Origin of the sequence: Alistipes sp. An31A, from assembly GCF_002159425.1 — a bacterium.
Taxonomy (GTDB): domain Bacteria; phylum Bacteroidota; class Bacteroidia; order Bacteroidales; family Rikenellaceae; genus Alistipes; species Alistipes excrementigallinarum.
Genome location: NZ_NFIO01000002.1, coordinates 217146 through 230878, shown reverse-complemented (window position 1 = coordinate 230878; position 13733 = coordinate 217146). Strand labels below are relative to the sequence as shown.

Sequence of the window (13733 nt, the reverse complement as noted above, 5' to 3'; positions counted from 1 at the left end):
CTCCCTTCCGCAGCGGGCCCGGGTCGGCTTCCGGCTGCAAATTTAATGGTTTCGGCGGATGGTGCAACTCCGCAGCCGCCTCTTTTGTCCGAAAAATAGGCGCAGCATCCGCTTGCAGCGGGCTTTTCGACCGCTTTCGGTAGCAGGGCCGGACCAATTTGTACTTCCGGACCACTTCGTAGGGGCCACGGCGCGGAAGCCGGTCCTTCGCCGCTCCGGTCGGTGCTTCATGCACCCGGCTTCGTGTGTGCGGTTTCGTGCGTCCGGCTTGATGCGTCCGTCCGGATTTTGGTGTGCGCAGCTGCATTTTTCTACTTCAGCCCACCCATCCGATGCGAACGGCCGCCGTCCTCGGCTCATGGAGTCGGTGACGGCGGCCGTCGGTCGTCTCTTTTTCGGATGTCAGGGTCGGATGTCTGCCGGGCGGCTATTCGCACGCCTTGAGCGACATGTCAAGCGACTTGATTTGGTGGGTCAGCGCCCCAACCGAGATGAAGTCCACGCCGCACTCGGCATAGGCGCGCATCGTCTCGAGGGTGATGCCTCCGCTCGACTCCGTCTCGCAGCGGCCCGCCACCTTTTCAACCGCCTTGCGCGTCATCTCGGGGGTGAAGTTGTCGAACATGATGCGGTCGACGCCTCCGGCGGCAAAGACCTCGTCGATATCCTCCAGCGAGCGCACCTCGCACTCGATGGGGAGCTGCTTGCCCTTGGCGTGCAGGTATTCGCGGGCGCCGTGGATGGCCTTCCGGATGCCGCCGGCGAAGTCGATGTGGTTGTCCTTGAGCAGAATCATGTCGAAGAGCCCCATGCGGTGGTTCTCGCCGCCGCCCAGCTTGACGGCCATCTTGTCCAGCACGCGCATGCCCGGCGTGGTCTTGCGCGTGTCGAGAATGCGGGTGTGCAGCCCCTCGAGGTGCTTCACGTAGAAGGCCGTCTGGGTTGCCACGCCGCTCATGCGCTGCATGATGTTGAGCACGATGCGCTCGGCCTGAAGCAGCGAGCGTACGCGGCCGGAGACGTAGAAGGCGACATCGCCCGGCTGGACGTGGTCGCCGTCGTTGAGTTTCTGCTCGAACCGCATCTCGGGGTCGAGCCGGTCGAACACCATTTGGGCCACCTCGATGCCGGCGATGACGCCCTCCTGCTTGCAGAGCAGGCGCATGCGTCCGTGCGCGTCGGCCGGGATGCAGCAGAGCGACGTGTGGTCTCCGTCGCCGATGTCTTCTTTGATGCAGAGCTCGATGAGCTCCTTGACGAAAGGTATGTATTCGGGTTTCATGCGGCAAAGGTACGAAAAAATATTTATTTCGGTCCAATCAGGCGCCCTTCATAGGCAACCTGCCAGCGTCCGGCCACGGTGAAGCTCATGCGGCAGTCGATGTCGTCGATACGCCCCTCGAACTGCGTGATGCGGAGCTCCTCGTCGGGACGGTAGGTGGCCCCGCCGCCCACCTCGTTGGGCTGTTGCACCTCGGGAATGGCTTCCTCCAGCGCAAAGCTGAGCGAGCGGTCGCCCGTGGGGGTGTATCCGACGTCGCGGAGCCGCATCTCGCTGCCCCATGTTCCGGCCTCGAGGCGGAAGCGGTGGAGGTAGAGCGTGAAGTCGTAGAGCCCGGCCAGTTCGATGTATCCCTCCCGGTTGGTGTAGCTCTCGCCGCTCTGCGTGTCGCGGACCGTCGTCGTGCCGTAGAAGTGGAGGTTGGTTCCCGTCAGGTGTCCCTCCTCCAGATAGGGGTTCCCGCCCAGATAGACATATCCGTTGGGAAGTCCCGAGTCGTCGTCGCTGCAGGAGGCCAGCATGGTGAGTGCACCGGTCAGAAGCAGCAGTCGTTTGAAGATGGTTGCAAACATGGTTGTCGTAATGGTGGGGGTTGGTGTTGATACGGAGCGCCCGGCGGCTACTTGGTGCCCGTGTAGCTGAGGCTGTAGCCCATGCACTCGAAGGTGAGCGTGAGCCGCTCGGCGGTTGCCGTGCCGCGCAGCGCGGTGATTTTGCGCTCCTCCATCGGACGTTCGCCGTAGTAGGGGATTACTTCGTCGGCCGAGAGGGTGGCCGTATCGCCCGACGAGGTGTAGCCGATGCCCGGCAGCGTCATGTCGATGGCCATCGGCATGCCCGGGAACTGCATGTCGTAAATCCACAGCGTCAGCGTGTTGTCCTCCGTCGAGCTCTTCAGCTCGAACGAGACGTTCTCGTAGGTGTAGCTCTGCGAGGGGTCGGCCAGCAGATGCATGTCGAGGGTTCCCCGGTAGCCGATTTGGGTCTTGAACGAGATTTCGTCCTCCGTGTTGCAGGCGGCTGCCACGAAGAGGCAGGCAAGGAGTGCAAACAGTTTTTTCATCGTTGTCTGAATGTGTTTGGATTAGTCTTTTCTAAAGGTTGATGTTGAGCGTTATGCCGAAGGTGCGCGGACGTCCCCGCTGCACGAAGTCGTTGCCGATGGAGCGGAAGTAGAAGACGTCGTAGCGCGTATCGGCGAGGTTGCGGCCCCAGAGGTCGAGCGAGAAGTGGCGCTGCTCGAAGCGCACCGAGGCTCCCGTCAGCAGGTAGAACGACTGCCGGAGCGAATTCTGCTCGTTCCAGGCAATCGGTCCCGTGCCGCGCAGGTCGGCCTGCAGGACGATGCGCTCGAGCCAGCGCAGGCCGACGGGAATCTCCCACGAGGCGAGGGCCGAGAAGGTGTGCTCCGGGGCGTAGGGGATGCGCTTCCCGGCGTAGTCCTCGATGCCGTTGTTGTACTCCACGAAGCGGGCGTCGGTGTATCCGTAGGCGACGTTGAGCTCCACGTTGCGGTGGGGCACCGCCTGCAGGGCCACCTCGGCGCCGAGGCTGCGCGTGCGGCCGGCATTGGTCATCATGCGCCCCGTGGTGCTCCCCTCGGGGAAGACGGTCAGCTGCTGGTCGCGGCAGTCAATCCAGAAGAGGGCGAAGTCGCCCCGTATGGCACCCTCGAGGCAGGAGAAGTGGCCCCCGACCTCGTAGTTCCAGCTGTACTCGGGGTCGTAGCCCACCACCTTGCGGATGTCGTACTGCGTGCCGACGTGGAAGAACTCCTTCATGATTTGCTGCTGCAGCACGTCGGAGAACATCTGCGTGTTGAAGCCGCCGGCCTTGTAGCCCTTGGCGACCGAGAGGTAGAGGTTGCGGTTCTCGTCGAAGGAGTAGGTGACCGTCACCTTGGGCAGCAGCTCGGTGAAGAGGTCGCGCAGCGTGCCCCGCGTGTCGATTTTTATGGGCGTGGTGGCCACCAGCTCGCGGTTGCCCTCCTCGTCGGTCCGGTAGGTCTTGCACCCCGTGTCGGTAAAGTTGCGGTAGCGCAGCGTGGCGTGCTCGTAGTCGAAGCGCAGCCCCGCCGTGAAGCGCCAGCGCCCCGTGCGGTACTCCGACTCGTGGTAGAGTGCGGCGCCGAGCGTCGGCATGCGGAAGGTGCTCCCCAGCACGAAGTTGTCGTCGTCCCAGACGTCGACATAGTCGGGATTCACCTGGTTGATATGCTTGAGAATCAGTTCGTCGATTCCATACTGCTTGAACCTCACGGGGGCGTCCATCACCCCGTGGCGGTAGAATCCGAAGGCGCCGAACAGCCAGCGGTAGTTTCCCTTGCCCCGCTTGCGGATGACGATGTCCTCGGTCAGCGTGTGCTCCGTGCGGGCCTGCCGCAGCGTGAAGTAGGAGAGGGGCAGGAAGTCCTGGTCGAGTATCATCTCGTCGTCGGAGTACTGGTAGCTCGTAATCGAGGCGAGCGTGAAGCGTTCGCCCTCGTAGCGGACGGTCAGTCCGTCGCTCAGCAGCGTGCGGCGGTAGGACGAGGGGTCGTTGTAGCTGATTTCGCCCGGGCGGATGACGCTCTGGCCGTCGACCTTAATCTCTTCGCCGACGTAGGCGTAGGGATAGCCTCCCTGGCGGAGCACCGAGACGGCGAAGGTGTTGTCAATCTGCCAGCGCGAGCCGCTGCGCCACTGCAGGCGCCACCGTCCGCCGGCGTTGCGCTCCCAGTCGCACAGCTTGCCCGTCGAGCGGTTCTCGAAGAGGCCGTCGCTGTGGCTGTAGTAGCCCGTCACGGAGAGCCCCAGCCCTTCGCGCAGCTTCTGATAGGCCGCCGCGCGCAGCTTGAGGGTGTTGCCGCTGCCGTACTCCATGCCGAGGCGGATGCCCTCGTAGGTGAGCGGCGAGAGCGTGTAGACGTTGATTACGCCCCCCATCGTGTTGCGGCCGTAGAGGGTCGACTGCGGGCCGCGCAGCACCTCGATGCGCTCGATGTCGGCCAGCTCCGTATCGTAGTTGTCCTTGTTGAGTACCGGGACGTTGTCGACGTTGAGCCCCATGACGGGCTGGTCGATGCGGGCGCCGAGGCCGCGGACGTAAATCGACGAGGTCATGCGCGAGCCGTAGTCGGGGATGTGGAGGTTGGGGACGATGAGCGAGGCATCCTTCAGGGCGTCGACGTGGCGCCGTTCGAGCATCCGCTCGCCCAGAATCGACGAGGCGACGGGCTCGCTGCGCAGCATGAGCCCCTGCTTGATGGCCGTCACCTGGACGCGGTCGACCTGAATCACCGTGTCGGCGAGCAGGTCGCTCTCTTCGGTCGCGGCCTTGTCGCGGGGCCGCGGCAGTGCACGAAGCCCCTCCGCCGGGAGGGCGGCGGCAATGGCCGAAAGCAGCAGAAGCGGGATGTGGCGCAGGCGCGGTTTCACGGGTGCATGGTTCGAATCGGGTGCAAAGTAAGGGCTTTTCGCGCGAAAATGCAATCCTAATTTATGAGGAGCGGCCCCGTGAGCGCTCCGCTCAGAGTTCGTCGGCCTCGACATAGCCCCGCGTGACGGCGTAGAGCGTCAGCCCCGAGACGGAGCGGATGCCGAGCTTCTCCATCAGGTTGCGGCGGTGCGAGATGACCGTCGTCAGCCCGATGCCGAGCCGCTGGGCAATCTCCTTGTTGATGTGTCCGCGGGCGATGAGGGCCAGCACCTCCGCCTCGCGGGCCGAGAGCACGGGCCCCTGTGCGGCGGAGGCGTCGGGCGCCGGGTCGTGGGCGTCGTGGTGGACGCTGCGGTGCATGTGCATGATGTCGCGCACGAGCTCCTCCTCGCTGCGGAGGATGTTCAGGCGGCGCATGTCGGCCAGCTCGGGGGGAACCGACCCTCCGGCGAGCAGAATCACCCGCCGGCGGTAGGGGCGGAAGAGGGCGCTGTGGCGCACGAAGAGTGGCGCGGCGGTGAAGAAGTGGAAGTAGCGCTCCATGCCGCTCTCCTCGAGCGCATGCACGTCGTTGAAGACCTCGACCTCGGCCATCGGGATGATTTTCTCGAGAATCGACTTCATGCCCAGCGCCGTGAGAATGCTGGGGGCGATGACGGCTATGGCGGGGCGGCGCTCCATCATTATTCGTGGTGGTAGGGTTCGTTGTTGAGGATGGTGAAGGCGCGGTAGAGCTGTTCGGCGAAGAGCGCCCGCACAATCTGGTGCGAGAAGGTCATCTTCGAGAGCGACAGGCGCGCATCGGCCCGCGCGTAGACCGCCTCCGAGAAGCCGTAGGGACCGCCGATGACCAGCACGAGCCGCTTCATGCCGCTGTTCATCCGCTTCTGGAGCCATGCGGCGAACTCCACCGAGCGGTATTCGGTGCCGTGCTCGTCGAGCAGCGCCACGTAGTCGCCCTCGGTCAGCTGACGGAGGATGGCCTCACCCTCGGCCGTGCGCTGCTGCTTCTCGGAGAGGCTGCGCGTGTTGCGCACGTCGGGCAGCACCGTGAAGCGGAAGCGGCAGTAGAAGTCGATGCGCCGGGCGTACTGCTCGACCAGCGCGGCGACCTCCTTCGAATCGGTCTTGCCGATGACTATGAGTTCGATGGTCACTTTTCGAATTTTCGGATGTGGGGTGGCAGTGTGGCAGTGTGACGGTGTGACGGTGTGACGGTGTGCCGGCTGCCGGCCTCAGAGGTCGCTGTTCCACTCGCCGTCGGCATCCTCGTAGATGACCGGGCGCGACTTCTCGACCGACTTGAGCCACTCGTAGGCCTTGTACATGTTGTAGCCGTTGCCCGAGGGGGCGCCCAGCGCAAAGGCCACCACGCAGGTGAAGTTGCGCGAGCGGTAGTACATCGCCTTCACCCGTTCGAGGTACTCGTCGGCCAGCTGCGGGTCGTTCGACGGCGTCCCTCCGACGGTGCGGTCCCCGCGCCGCTCGGGTGCCGAGATGGCGGCGCGGTCGATGACGTAGAGTCCCGTCTCGTCGCACAGGGCGTAGAACCACGCCGGCTGCGGACAGTCGGGGCAGACGGTGTTGTAGCCCTGCCCCTTCAGGCGGAGCAGTTCGCGGCGCGTCGCGGTGGGGTCGGTCCCGGCATTGCAGCGCACGCGCTTGAGCGTGAGCTCCTTGCCCAGCCGCATCAGCTTGCCGTCGCGCAGCTCCGTCTTGCCGAAGCCGATTTTCATCGGCATGTACTCCTTGTAGACGCCGTCGCGCCGCGTGAAGAGCATCACCTTGTAGAGCGGGACGCTTTTGGCGCCGCCCTCCCACTTGTTGGCGAAGGTGCCGTAGATGTAGGGGTCGAAGCGCACGGTGTCGGTCGAGCGGCCGGGGATGGTCACCTCGGTCATGTTGAACTCGAGCAGCTTGCCCTGGGGCGAGTAGATGTCGTAGCCGACGGTCACCGGCTCGTCGTAGTTGTAGGAGTTCTGGGCCACGATGTCGAGCCGCAGCACGCCGAAGTCGCGCCCCTCGGGGTCGGGTTCGAGCGAGATGGTGAAGTCGCGAATCGAGCGCTTGTTCTGCATGTAGAGGTAGCTCCCGGCAAAGGGCTCGCGGGGCGTCGCCTCGGGATCGATGGCCGACCGCCCGGTGTTGTCCAGCTCGAGCAGCAGCGAGTTCTCTCCTTCGCGGATGTAGGGCGTCAGGGCGTACTCGGCCGGCGTGACGGGGTCGGCGCAGAGGGCCACCTCCTCGCCGTTGAGCGTCAGGCGGTAGGGCCGCCCCGCATTTTCGATGTGGAGGTAGACGTTGCCGTCGGTCCAGGCGTAGGGAATCTCGAGGCTCTGGCCGGCGATGAGCACCTCGCCCTCGGAGACGAGCATCCGGGGCTTGAACTCCCGGTAGGCCTCCACTCCGGCGCGGTTGCGCGCCTCGGCGTCGTGGCGCGTGTCGTAGGGGATGACCTCGGTGCGGTAGATGCGCCCCGCCTGCTGGGCCTGGAGGGCTCCCGTGCAGCAGAGGGCGGCAAGAAGAAGTATCGTCTGCTTCATTTCGGTTCGGATGATGTCAGATGCGGACAAAGGTACTTTTTATTTTGAGAAATCACAAATAATCGATACCTTTGTCAATTCGAAAAGCAAACGGAAAACAACAGAATCACGATATGAAAACACAGAGAATCGCTGAAATACTCAAGGCGGCAGCCGTCGATACGGACGTGGTCGTCAAGGGTTGGGTGCGCACCAAGCGCGGCAACAAGAACGTGGCCTTCATCGCCATGAACGACGGCTCGTGTCTGTCGAACATCCAGGTGGTGGTTGACCTTGCGAAATTCTCCGACGAGGAGCTCAAGCCCATCACCACGGGCGCCTGCATCCGTGTGGACGGCCGTCTGGTCGCCTCGCCCGGCTCGGGTCAGGGCGTCGAGGTGCAGGCCTCGAAAATCGAGATATACGGCACGGCCGACCCCGATACCTACCCGCTCCAGAAGAAGGGCCACTCGCTCGAGTTCCTGCGCGACATCGCCTACCTGCGTCCGCGCACCAACACCTTCGGCGCCGTACTGCGCATCCGCCACGCCATGGCCTACGCCATCCACGAGTACTTCAACAGCCACGGATTCTACTACTTCCACACCCCCATCATCACCGCTTCGGACTGCGAGGGTGCCGGTGCTATGTTCCAGGTGACGACGCTCGACATCGCCAATCCGCCCCGCACGGAGGATGGCAAGGTGGACTATACGAAGGACTTCTTCGGCAAGTCGTGCAACCTGACCGTCTCGGGTCAGCTCGAAGGCGAGCTGGGTGCCCTCTCGCTGGGCCGCATCTACACCTTCGGCCCCACGTTCCGCGCCGAGAACTCCAACACGCCGCGCCACGCCTCGGAGTTCTGGATGATTGAGCCCGAGGCCGCCTTCTACGACCTGGAGGACAACATGGAGCTGGCCGAGGACTTCCTCAAGTACCTCATCCAGTATGCGCTGGACCACTGCATGGAGGACCTCGAGTTCATGAACAAGATGTGGGACAAGGGGCTGCTCGACCGGCTCCGTTTCGTGCTCCACAACGACTTCAAGCGTCTGGACTACACCGAGGGCATCGAGATTCTGAAGGCTTCGGGCCGCAAGTTCGAATTCCCGTGCGACTGGGGCTGCGACCTACAGTCGGAGCACGAGCGCTACCTGGTCGAGGAGCACTTCAAGCGCCCGGTCATCCTGATTAACTACCCGAAGGACATCAAGGCCTTCTACATGAAGCAGAACGACGACGGCAAGACGGTGCGCGCCATGGACGTCCTCTTCCCGGGCATCGGCGAGATTATCGGCGGCTCGGAGCGTGAGGCCGACTACGAGAAGCTCAACCGCCGCGTCAAGGAGCTGGGCATGAACGAGCGCGAGCTGTGGTGGTACCTCGACACGCGCCGCTGGGGCTCGGCGCCTCACTCGGGCTTCGGCCTGGGCTTCGACCGCCTGCTGCTCTTCGTCACGGGCATGACCAACATCCGCGACGTGCAGCCCTTCCCGCGTACGCCGCAGCACGCCGATTTCTGATTGTTTCCGTGCAGAGCCTGCCGGCGGGGCTTCGGCCCCGCGCGGCTTGATTTCGGGGTGCAGACCCGAACCGTGAGACCCGAACAAACCCGAAAATGAAGGAGCCAAATGAGAAGCTGATTCTTAATTTGGATTCGATATGGCAATAACACAGAAACAGGTCCTTTCGCTTCAGCAGAAGCTCTCGCCCCAGCAGATTCAGACCATCAAGCTGCTGGAGCTTCCCGCCATGCAGCTCGAGCAGCGCATCAAGCAGGAAATCGAGAACAACATCGTGCTGGAGGAGGACGAACGTACGCCCGAAGAGGAGGAGCCCCAGCAGATTTCGGTCGACGAATACCTGCGCGAGGACGAGACGCCCTCCTACAAGAGCCGCATCAACAACTATTCGAAGGACGACAAGCAGCGTCCGGTGATTCTCTCCGAGGGACGCTCGCTGCAGGAGTACCTGGTCGAGCAGCTCGGCTACCGCAACCTCTCGGAGCGGGAGATGAAGCTGGCCACCTACCTGGTGGGGAGCATCGACGAGGACGGCTACCTGCGTCGGGAGCTGGATGCCATTGCCGACGACATTGCTTTCACGCTGGGCATCGAGACCACGGCGGAGGAGCTCGAACGGCTGCTCGACGTCATCCACGACCTGGAGCCCGCCGGCATCGGCGCCCGCAACCTGCGCGAGTGCCTGCTGCTGCAGATGGGTCAGCTGCCGATGAATACGCCGGCGCGCCGTCTTGCCCGCCGCATCCTGACCGACTACTTCGACGAGTTCGTCAAGAAGCACTACGAGAAGCTGATTTCCCGCCTGCAGGTGAGCGAGGAGGAGTTCCGCGATGCCATCGCCGAAATCCGCCGCCTGACCCCCAAGCCGGGCAACCTCTACGCCGAGGGGGGAACCGATACGACCCCCTACATCGTTCCGGACTTCATCCTCGACTACCACGACGGGCGCTTCGACCTCTCGCTCAACTCGAGCAACATCCCCGAGGTGCGCATCAACCGCCGCTATGCGGAGATGCTCCGCGACATGGTGGCCCCCGACGGCACGGTCAAGGCCGAGGACCGCGAGGCGCTGCAGTTCGTCAAGAGCAAAATCGACTCGGCCAAGTGGTTCATCTCGGCCATCAAGCAGCGCCACGATACGCTCATGCGGACGATGCAGACCATACTCGACTACCAGAAGGAGTACTTCAAGGATGGCGACAAGTCGAAGCTGCGGCCGATGATTCTCAAGGATATTGCCGACCGCACGGGGCTCGACGTCTCGACCATCTCGCGCGTGGTCAACAGCAAGTATGTCCAGACGCAGTTTGGCATCATCCTGCTCAAGTCGCTCTTCTCGGAGGCGATGCAGACCGAGAGCGGCGAGGAGGTTTCGAGCTACGAAATCAAGAACATCCTCCAGCAGTGCATCGACGAGGAGGACAAGCGTCACCCGCTGACCGACGAGACGCTGATGGATATCCTCAATTCGAAGGGATACCGCATCGCCCGCCGTACGGTGGCCAAATACCGCGAGATGCTCAACATCCCCGTCGCACGGCTGCGCAAACAGATATAGGCTGCGCGGACCGTCGCTCCGGCCGACCCGGTTTGCGGCGGGGCGGATGCTCCGGCCGAAGAGCGGAGCAACGGCTTCGGCACCGCGCCTTTGTAAAATTTGTAACGGATGAATTACCGCAAGATATCCCAGGGGCTTTCGTGGGCGTTGCACCCCTTTCTGCTGCCGCTCTACGTCATGGCGCTGCTGCTGACGATGACCACCTTTGCGCGCTATCCCCTCGATGTGAAACTCTACCTGTTGTGGGTCGTCGTGCTCTACGCACTGGTGATTCCGCTGCTGGTGCTCGCCCTGCTGCGCTCGCTGGGGCGCCTGTCGGACTGGCGGGTCGACCGCCGCGAGGAGCGTACGCTGCCGCTGGTGGCAGGCCTCTGCTGTTACCTGCTCTGCGCCTACACGCTTTCGCGCATTCCCGCGGCCGACTTCCTGCGCAAGTTCATGCTGGCGGCCGCCTGCTGCGAGGGGATGTGCCTCGTCGTCTCGCACTACTGGAAAATCAGCCTCCACCTGACGGGCATGGGTGCCGTCGTGGCATTGCTGGTGCTGATGAACGTCGCCGGCGTGGGCAACATGATGGTGCCGCTCTCGGTGGCTATCCTCTGCGCCGGGGCCCTCGCCTCGGCCCGCCTCTACCTGGGCAGCCACAACGGCTGGCAGGTGTTGGCCGGATTTGCCGGCGGCTTCTGCATCGCAACCCTCGCCGTGCTCTTCCTCTGAGCCGGCGCCGAGCGGTTTGCATCAAACGAGCGGAGCTCTTCCCGCATGGGGAGGAGCTCCGCTTGTCTCGTTCTGTCCGGCCGCAGCCGCCCGCTCTACTTGGAGAAGGCGAAGCCGATGTAGACGTTCTCGTAGTTTTCGAGCAGCTTGGTGACCGACGAGAGGGCCTGAATCTTCTGCCCGAGGCTCTCAATCAGCTCGACGAGCTTCGTGGCGGGGAAGACCAGCTGCAGCTCCGTGCCGCTCAGATAGGCGCGGCCCGGGATGGTCCCCAGCGGAATCTTGCCCGTCGAGACCTGCAGCGCCAGTTCGTGCGTCGAGGCGTCGAAGGTGTAGCTGCCCGCAAGCTCGTGCGACCCCAGCTGGGCCGTGAAGGTTCCGTCTCCGGCGAAGTCGAACGAGCAGGCCCCCTCGCGGATGCCTACCAGCTCGTAGCCCTTCACAAGCTGCTTGGTGACGGTCGATTCGATGGCTGCGCCGCCCAGCTGGCTGGTGAGGTTCTCGCCCTCGAACTTGATGCCCGGACCGGTGTAGCGCCACGCCCCGACGATGGCCACCTCGGTCAGCTTGCCGCCTGTCGCCTCGTCGGCAGCCGAAGTCACCACCTTCTTGAGGGCATCTTTCCAGTCCTGTGCCTGCACCTGGGCGCCCCAAAGCAGGAGCCCCAGCGTGAGGAGCAGTGTCATGTGTTTCATCATTCTGTCGTTTTTCATCTTTTTTCTCTTGTTCGGGGCAAGCCGGCAGCGGCTGTCCCGGTTATTGCCTCCGGGCCCGCTCAGAGTTCCTCCAACTCGCGGAGCCACAGCGCCGCCGAGGCGTCGGAGGGCATGCGCCAGTCGCCGCGCGGCGAGAGCGAGACGGAGCCCACCTTCGGGCCGTCGGGCATCGCCGAGCGCTTGAACTGCTGCGCGAAGAAGCGGCGGAAGAAGACCCGGAGCCACTTGACAATCGTCTCGCGGTCGTAGCTTCCGGCGAAGGCCTGCTCGGCCAGGAAGGCGATTTTCGCCGGCCGGAACCCCGCCCGCACGAAGTTGTAGAGGAAGAAGTCGTGCAGCTCGTAGGGGCCCACCAGGTCCTCGGTCTTCTGGGCGATGTTGCCCTCGCGGTCGGCGGGCAGCAGCTCGGGGCTCACCGGCGTGTCGATGATGTCGAGCAGCGTGGCGCGCGTCGCCCCGTCGCGCTCGGTGTCGGCGGCCCAGCGGACCAGATGGCGCACCAGCGTTTTGGGCACCGAGGCGTTGACGCCGTACATCGACATCTGGTCGCCGTTGTAGGTGGCCCAGCCGAGCGCCAGCTCCGAGAGGTCGCCCGTGCCGATGACCAGTCCCCCCTCCATGTTGGCCACATCCATCAGAATCTGGGTCCGTTCGCGTGCCTGGGCGTTCTCGTATGCGGCCGAGCGGTCGCTCTCCGGAAGCCCTATGTCGCGGAAGTGCTGCAGGCAGGCGTCGCGGATGGGTATCTCGCGCACCGTCACGCCCAGCCCCTCCATGAGCTTCAGCGCATTGCGGTAGGTGCGGTCCGTGGTACCGAAGCCCGGCATCGTGATGCCGAGGATGCCCCGGCGGTCGAGCCCCAGCATGTCGAACGTGCGGACGGTGACCAGCAGCGCCAGCGTCGAGTCCAGACCGCCCGAGATGCCCACTACCGCACAGCGGCAGCCCGTGTGGGCCAGCCGGCGCGCCAGACCGTGTGACTGAATCTGGAAAATCTCCTCGCACCGTTCGCTGCGGTGCGCCTCGTCGGCCGGAACGAAGGGCATGGGGTCCACCCTCCGGTCGAGTGCCGAGGCCTTCAGCGCGTCGGGCAGCTCCATCTCAATCACGGTGCTCTCGCCCGCCTCTTCGCGCATCCGGAACGAGGTGTTCCGCCGCCGCTCGAACTCCAGCCGCTCGATGTCGACGTCGGCCACCGTCAGCTGCTCGTCGAGCGAGAAGCGGGCGGCCTGGGCCAGCATCGTGCCGTTCTCGGCGATGAGTCCGTTGCCGGCGAAGACCAGGTCGGTCGACGACTCGCCGAAGCCGGCCGAGCAGTAGACGTAGGCCGTATGGGTGCGGGCCGACTGCTGAGCGACCAGCTCCCGCAGATAGGCGTGCTTGCCCACCCCCTCGGGCGAGGCCGAGAGGTTGAAGATGAGCTTTGCACCGTTGAGTGCCAGCCGCGACGAGGGGGGCGATGCCACCCAGAGGTCCTCGCAGATTTCGATGCCGAACTCGGCGCCGTTCACCGCAAAGGTGAGCTCCGTGCCGAAGTCGGCCTCCTGACCCGCCGCCGTGATGCGCTCCTCCTCGATGCCGGCCCCCGAGGCGAACCAGCGCGCCTCGTAGAATTCGGCATAGTTGGGGATGTAGCTCTTGGGCACCACGCCGAGCAGGCGCCCCTGGGCCACAACCGCCGCGCAGTTGTAGAGCCGGTCTTCGTGCCGCAGCGGAAGACCGACGATGAGTGCGAGCGGCAACTTGCGCGTCTGGCGCATAATTTCGCCCAGCGCCTCGTCCGCCGCATCGAGCAGCGCGGGCTGCAGGAAGAGGTCGGCGCAGGTGTAGCCCGTGACGGCCAGTTCGGGGAAGGCGACCAGTTCGACGCCCCGCCGTGCGGCCTGCTGCGCCAGCGCCACGATGCGCTCGGCATTGCGCGCGCAGTCGGCCACCGCAACCTGCGGCACCGCCGCCGCAACCTTTACAAATCCGTAGTTGTCCATCGTTTTCAGAGTT

The 13733-nt window shown here is 64.2% G+C and carries 12 protein-coding genes; 3 read left to right on the top strand and 9 right to left on the bottom strand.

All coding sequences use genetic code 11. The features are described 5' to 3' along the window. Positions 1-427: 427 nt before the first annotated feature. The 7 genes from nadC to B5F90_RS02890 form a co-directional block, all read right to left on the bottom strand. The gene (gene nadC, locus B5F90_RS02920; protein ID WP_087361002.1) at positions 428-1282 is read right to left on the bottom strand and encodes a carboxylating nicotinate-nucleotide diphosphorylase; all 855 of its coding nucleotides are present in this window, start codon (positions 1280-1282) and stop codon (positions 428-430) included. Between the two features lie 23 nt (positions 1283-1305). After that, a complete protein-coding gene (locus tag B5F90_RS02915) occupies positions 1306-1854 on the bottom strand; it encodes a hypothetical protein (protein ID WP_087361000.1) in 549 nt (182 codons plus the stop codon). A gap of 47 nt (positions 1855-1901) precedes the next feature. Continuing rightward, positions 1902-2345 carry a hypothetical protein gene (locus tag B5F90_RS02910; protein ID WP_087360998.1) on the bottom strand — a complete coding sequence of 148 codons (444 nt, stop codon included), beginning with the start codon at positions 2343-2345 and terminating at the stop codon, positions 1902-1904. A 31-nt stretch (positions 2346-2376) separates the two neighbouring features. Continuing rightward, a complete protein-coding gene (locus B5F90_RS02905) occupies positions 2377-4698 on the bottom strand; it encodes a TonB-dependent receptor (protein WP_239307729.1) in 2322 nt (773 codons plus the stop codon). A gap of 91 nt (positions 4699-4789) precedes the next feature. Further along, a complete protein-coding gene (locus B5F90_RS02900; protein ID WP_317046017.1) occupies positions 4790-5383 on the bottom strand; it encodes a LuxR C-terminal-related transcriptional regulator in 594 nt (197 codons plus the stop codon). Further along, positions 5383-5856 (bottom strand): 23S rRNA (pseudouridine(1915)-N(3))-methyltransferase RlmH, encoded by a 474-nt coding sequence (gene rlmH / locus B5F90_RS02895; protein WP_087360992.1) that lies wholly within the window; start codon positions 5854-5856, stop codon positions 5383-5385. Before rlmH ends, B5F90_RS02900 begins: the two co-directional genes overlap by 1 nt. A gap of 78 nt (positions 5857-5934) precedes the next feature. After that, a complete protein-coding gene (locus B5F90_RS02890) occupies positions 5935-7242 on the bottom strand; it encodes a glycoside hydrolase family 2 TIM barrel-domain containing protein (protein WP_087360990.1) in 1308 nt (435 codons plus the stop codon). A gap of 113 nt (positions 7243-7355) precedes the next feature. Here B5F90_RS02890 and asnS point away from each other — a divergent pair, with 113 nt between their 5' ends. From asnS to B5F90_RS02875, 3 genes are all read left to right on the top strand, one after another. Continuing rightward, positions 7356-8744 (top strand): asparagine--tRNA ligase, encoded by a 1389-nt coding sequence (gene asnS / locus B5F90_RS02885; protein ID WP_087360988.1) that lies wholly within the window; start codon positions 7356-7358, stop codon positions 8742-8744. 139 nt (positions 8745-8883) lie between these two features. Beyond that, the gene (gene rpoN, locus B5F90_RS02880; protein WP_087360986.1) at positions 8884-10302 is read left to right on the top strand and encodes an RNA polymerase factor sigma-54; all 1419 of its coding nucleotides are present in this window, start codon (positions 8884-8886) and stop codon (positions 10300-10302) included. Between the two features lie 108 nt (positions 10303-10410). Next, positions 10411-11019, top strand: a complete 609-nt coding sequence (locus tag B5F90_RS02875; RefSeq protein ID WP_087360984.1) for a hypothetical protein — start codon at positions 10411-10413, stop codon at positions 11017-11019. Between the two features lie 95 nt (positions 11020-11114). Here the strand turns inward: B5F90_RS02875 and B5F90_RS02870 are convergent, their stop codons facing one another. Beyond that, positions 11115-11732, bottom strand: a complete 618-nt coding sequence (locus B5F90_RS02870) for a DUF4923 family protein (protein ID WP_239307728.1) — start codon at positions 11730-11732, stop codon at positions 11115-11117. 62 nt (positions 11733-11794) lie between these two features. Beyond that, positions 11795-13720, bottom strand: coding sequence for an NAD(+) synthase (locus B5F90_RS02865; RefSeq protein WP_087360982.1), 1926 nt, complete (start codon positions 13718-13720; stop codon positions 11795-11797). Positions 13721-13733 lie beyond the last annotated feature (13 nt).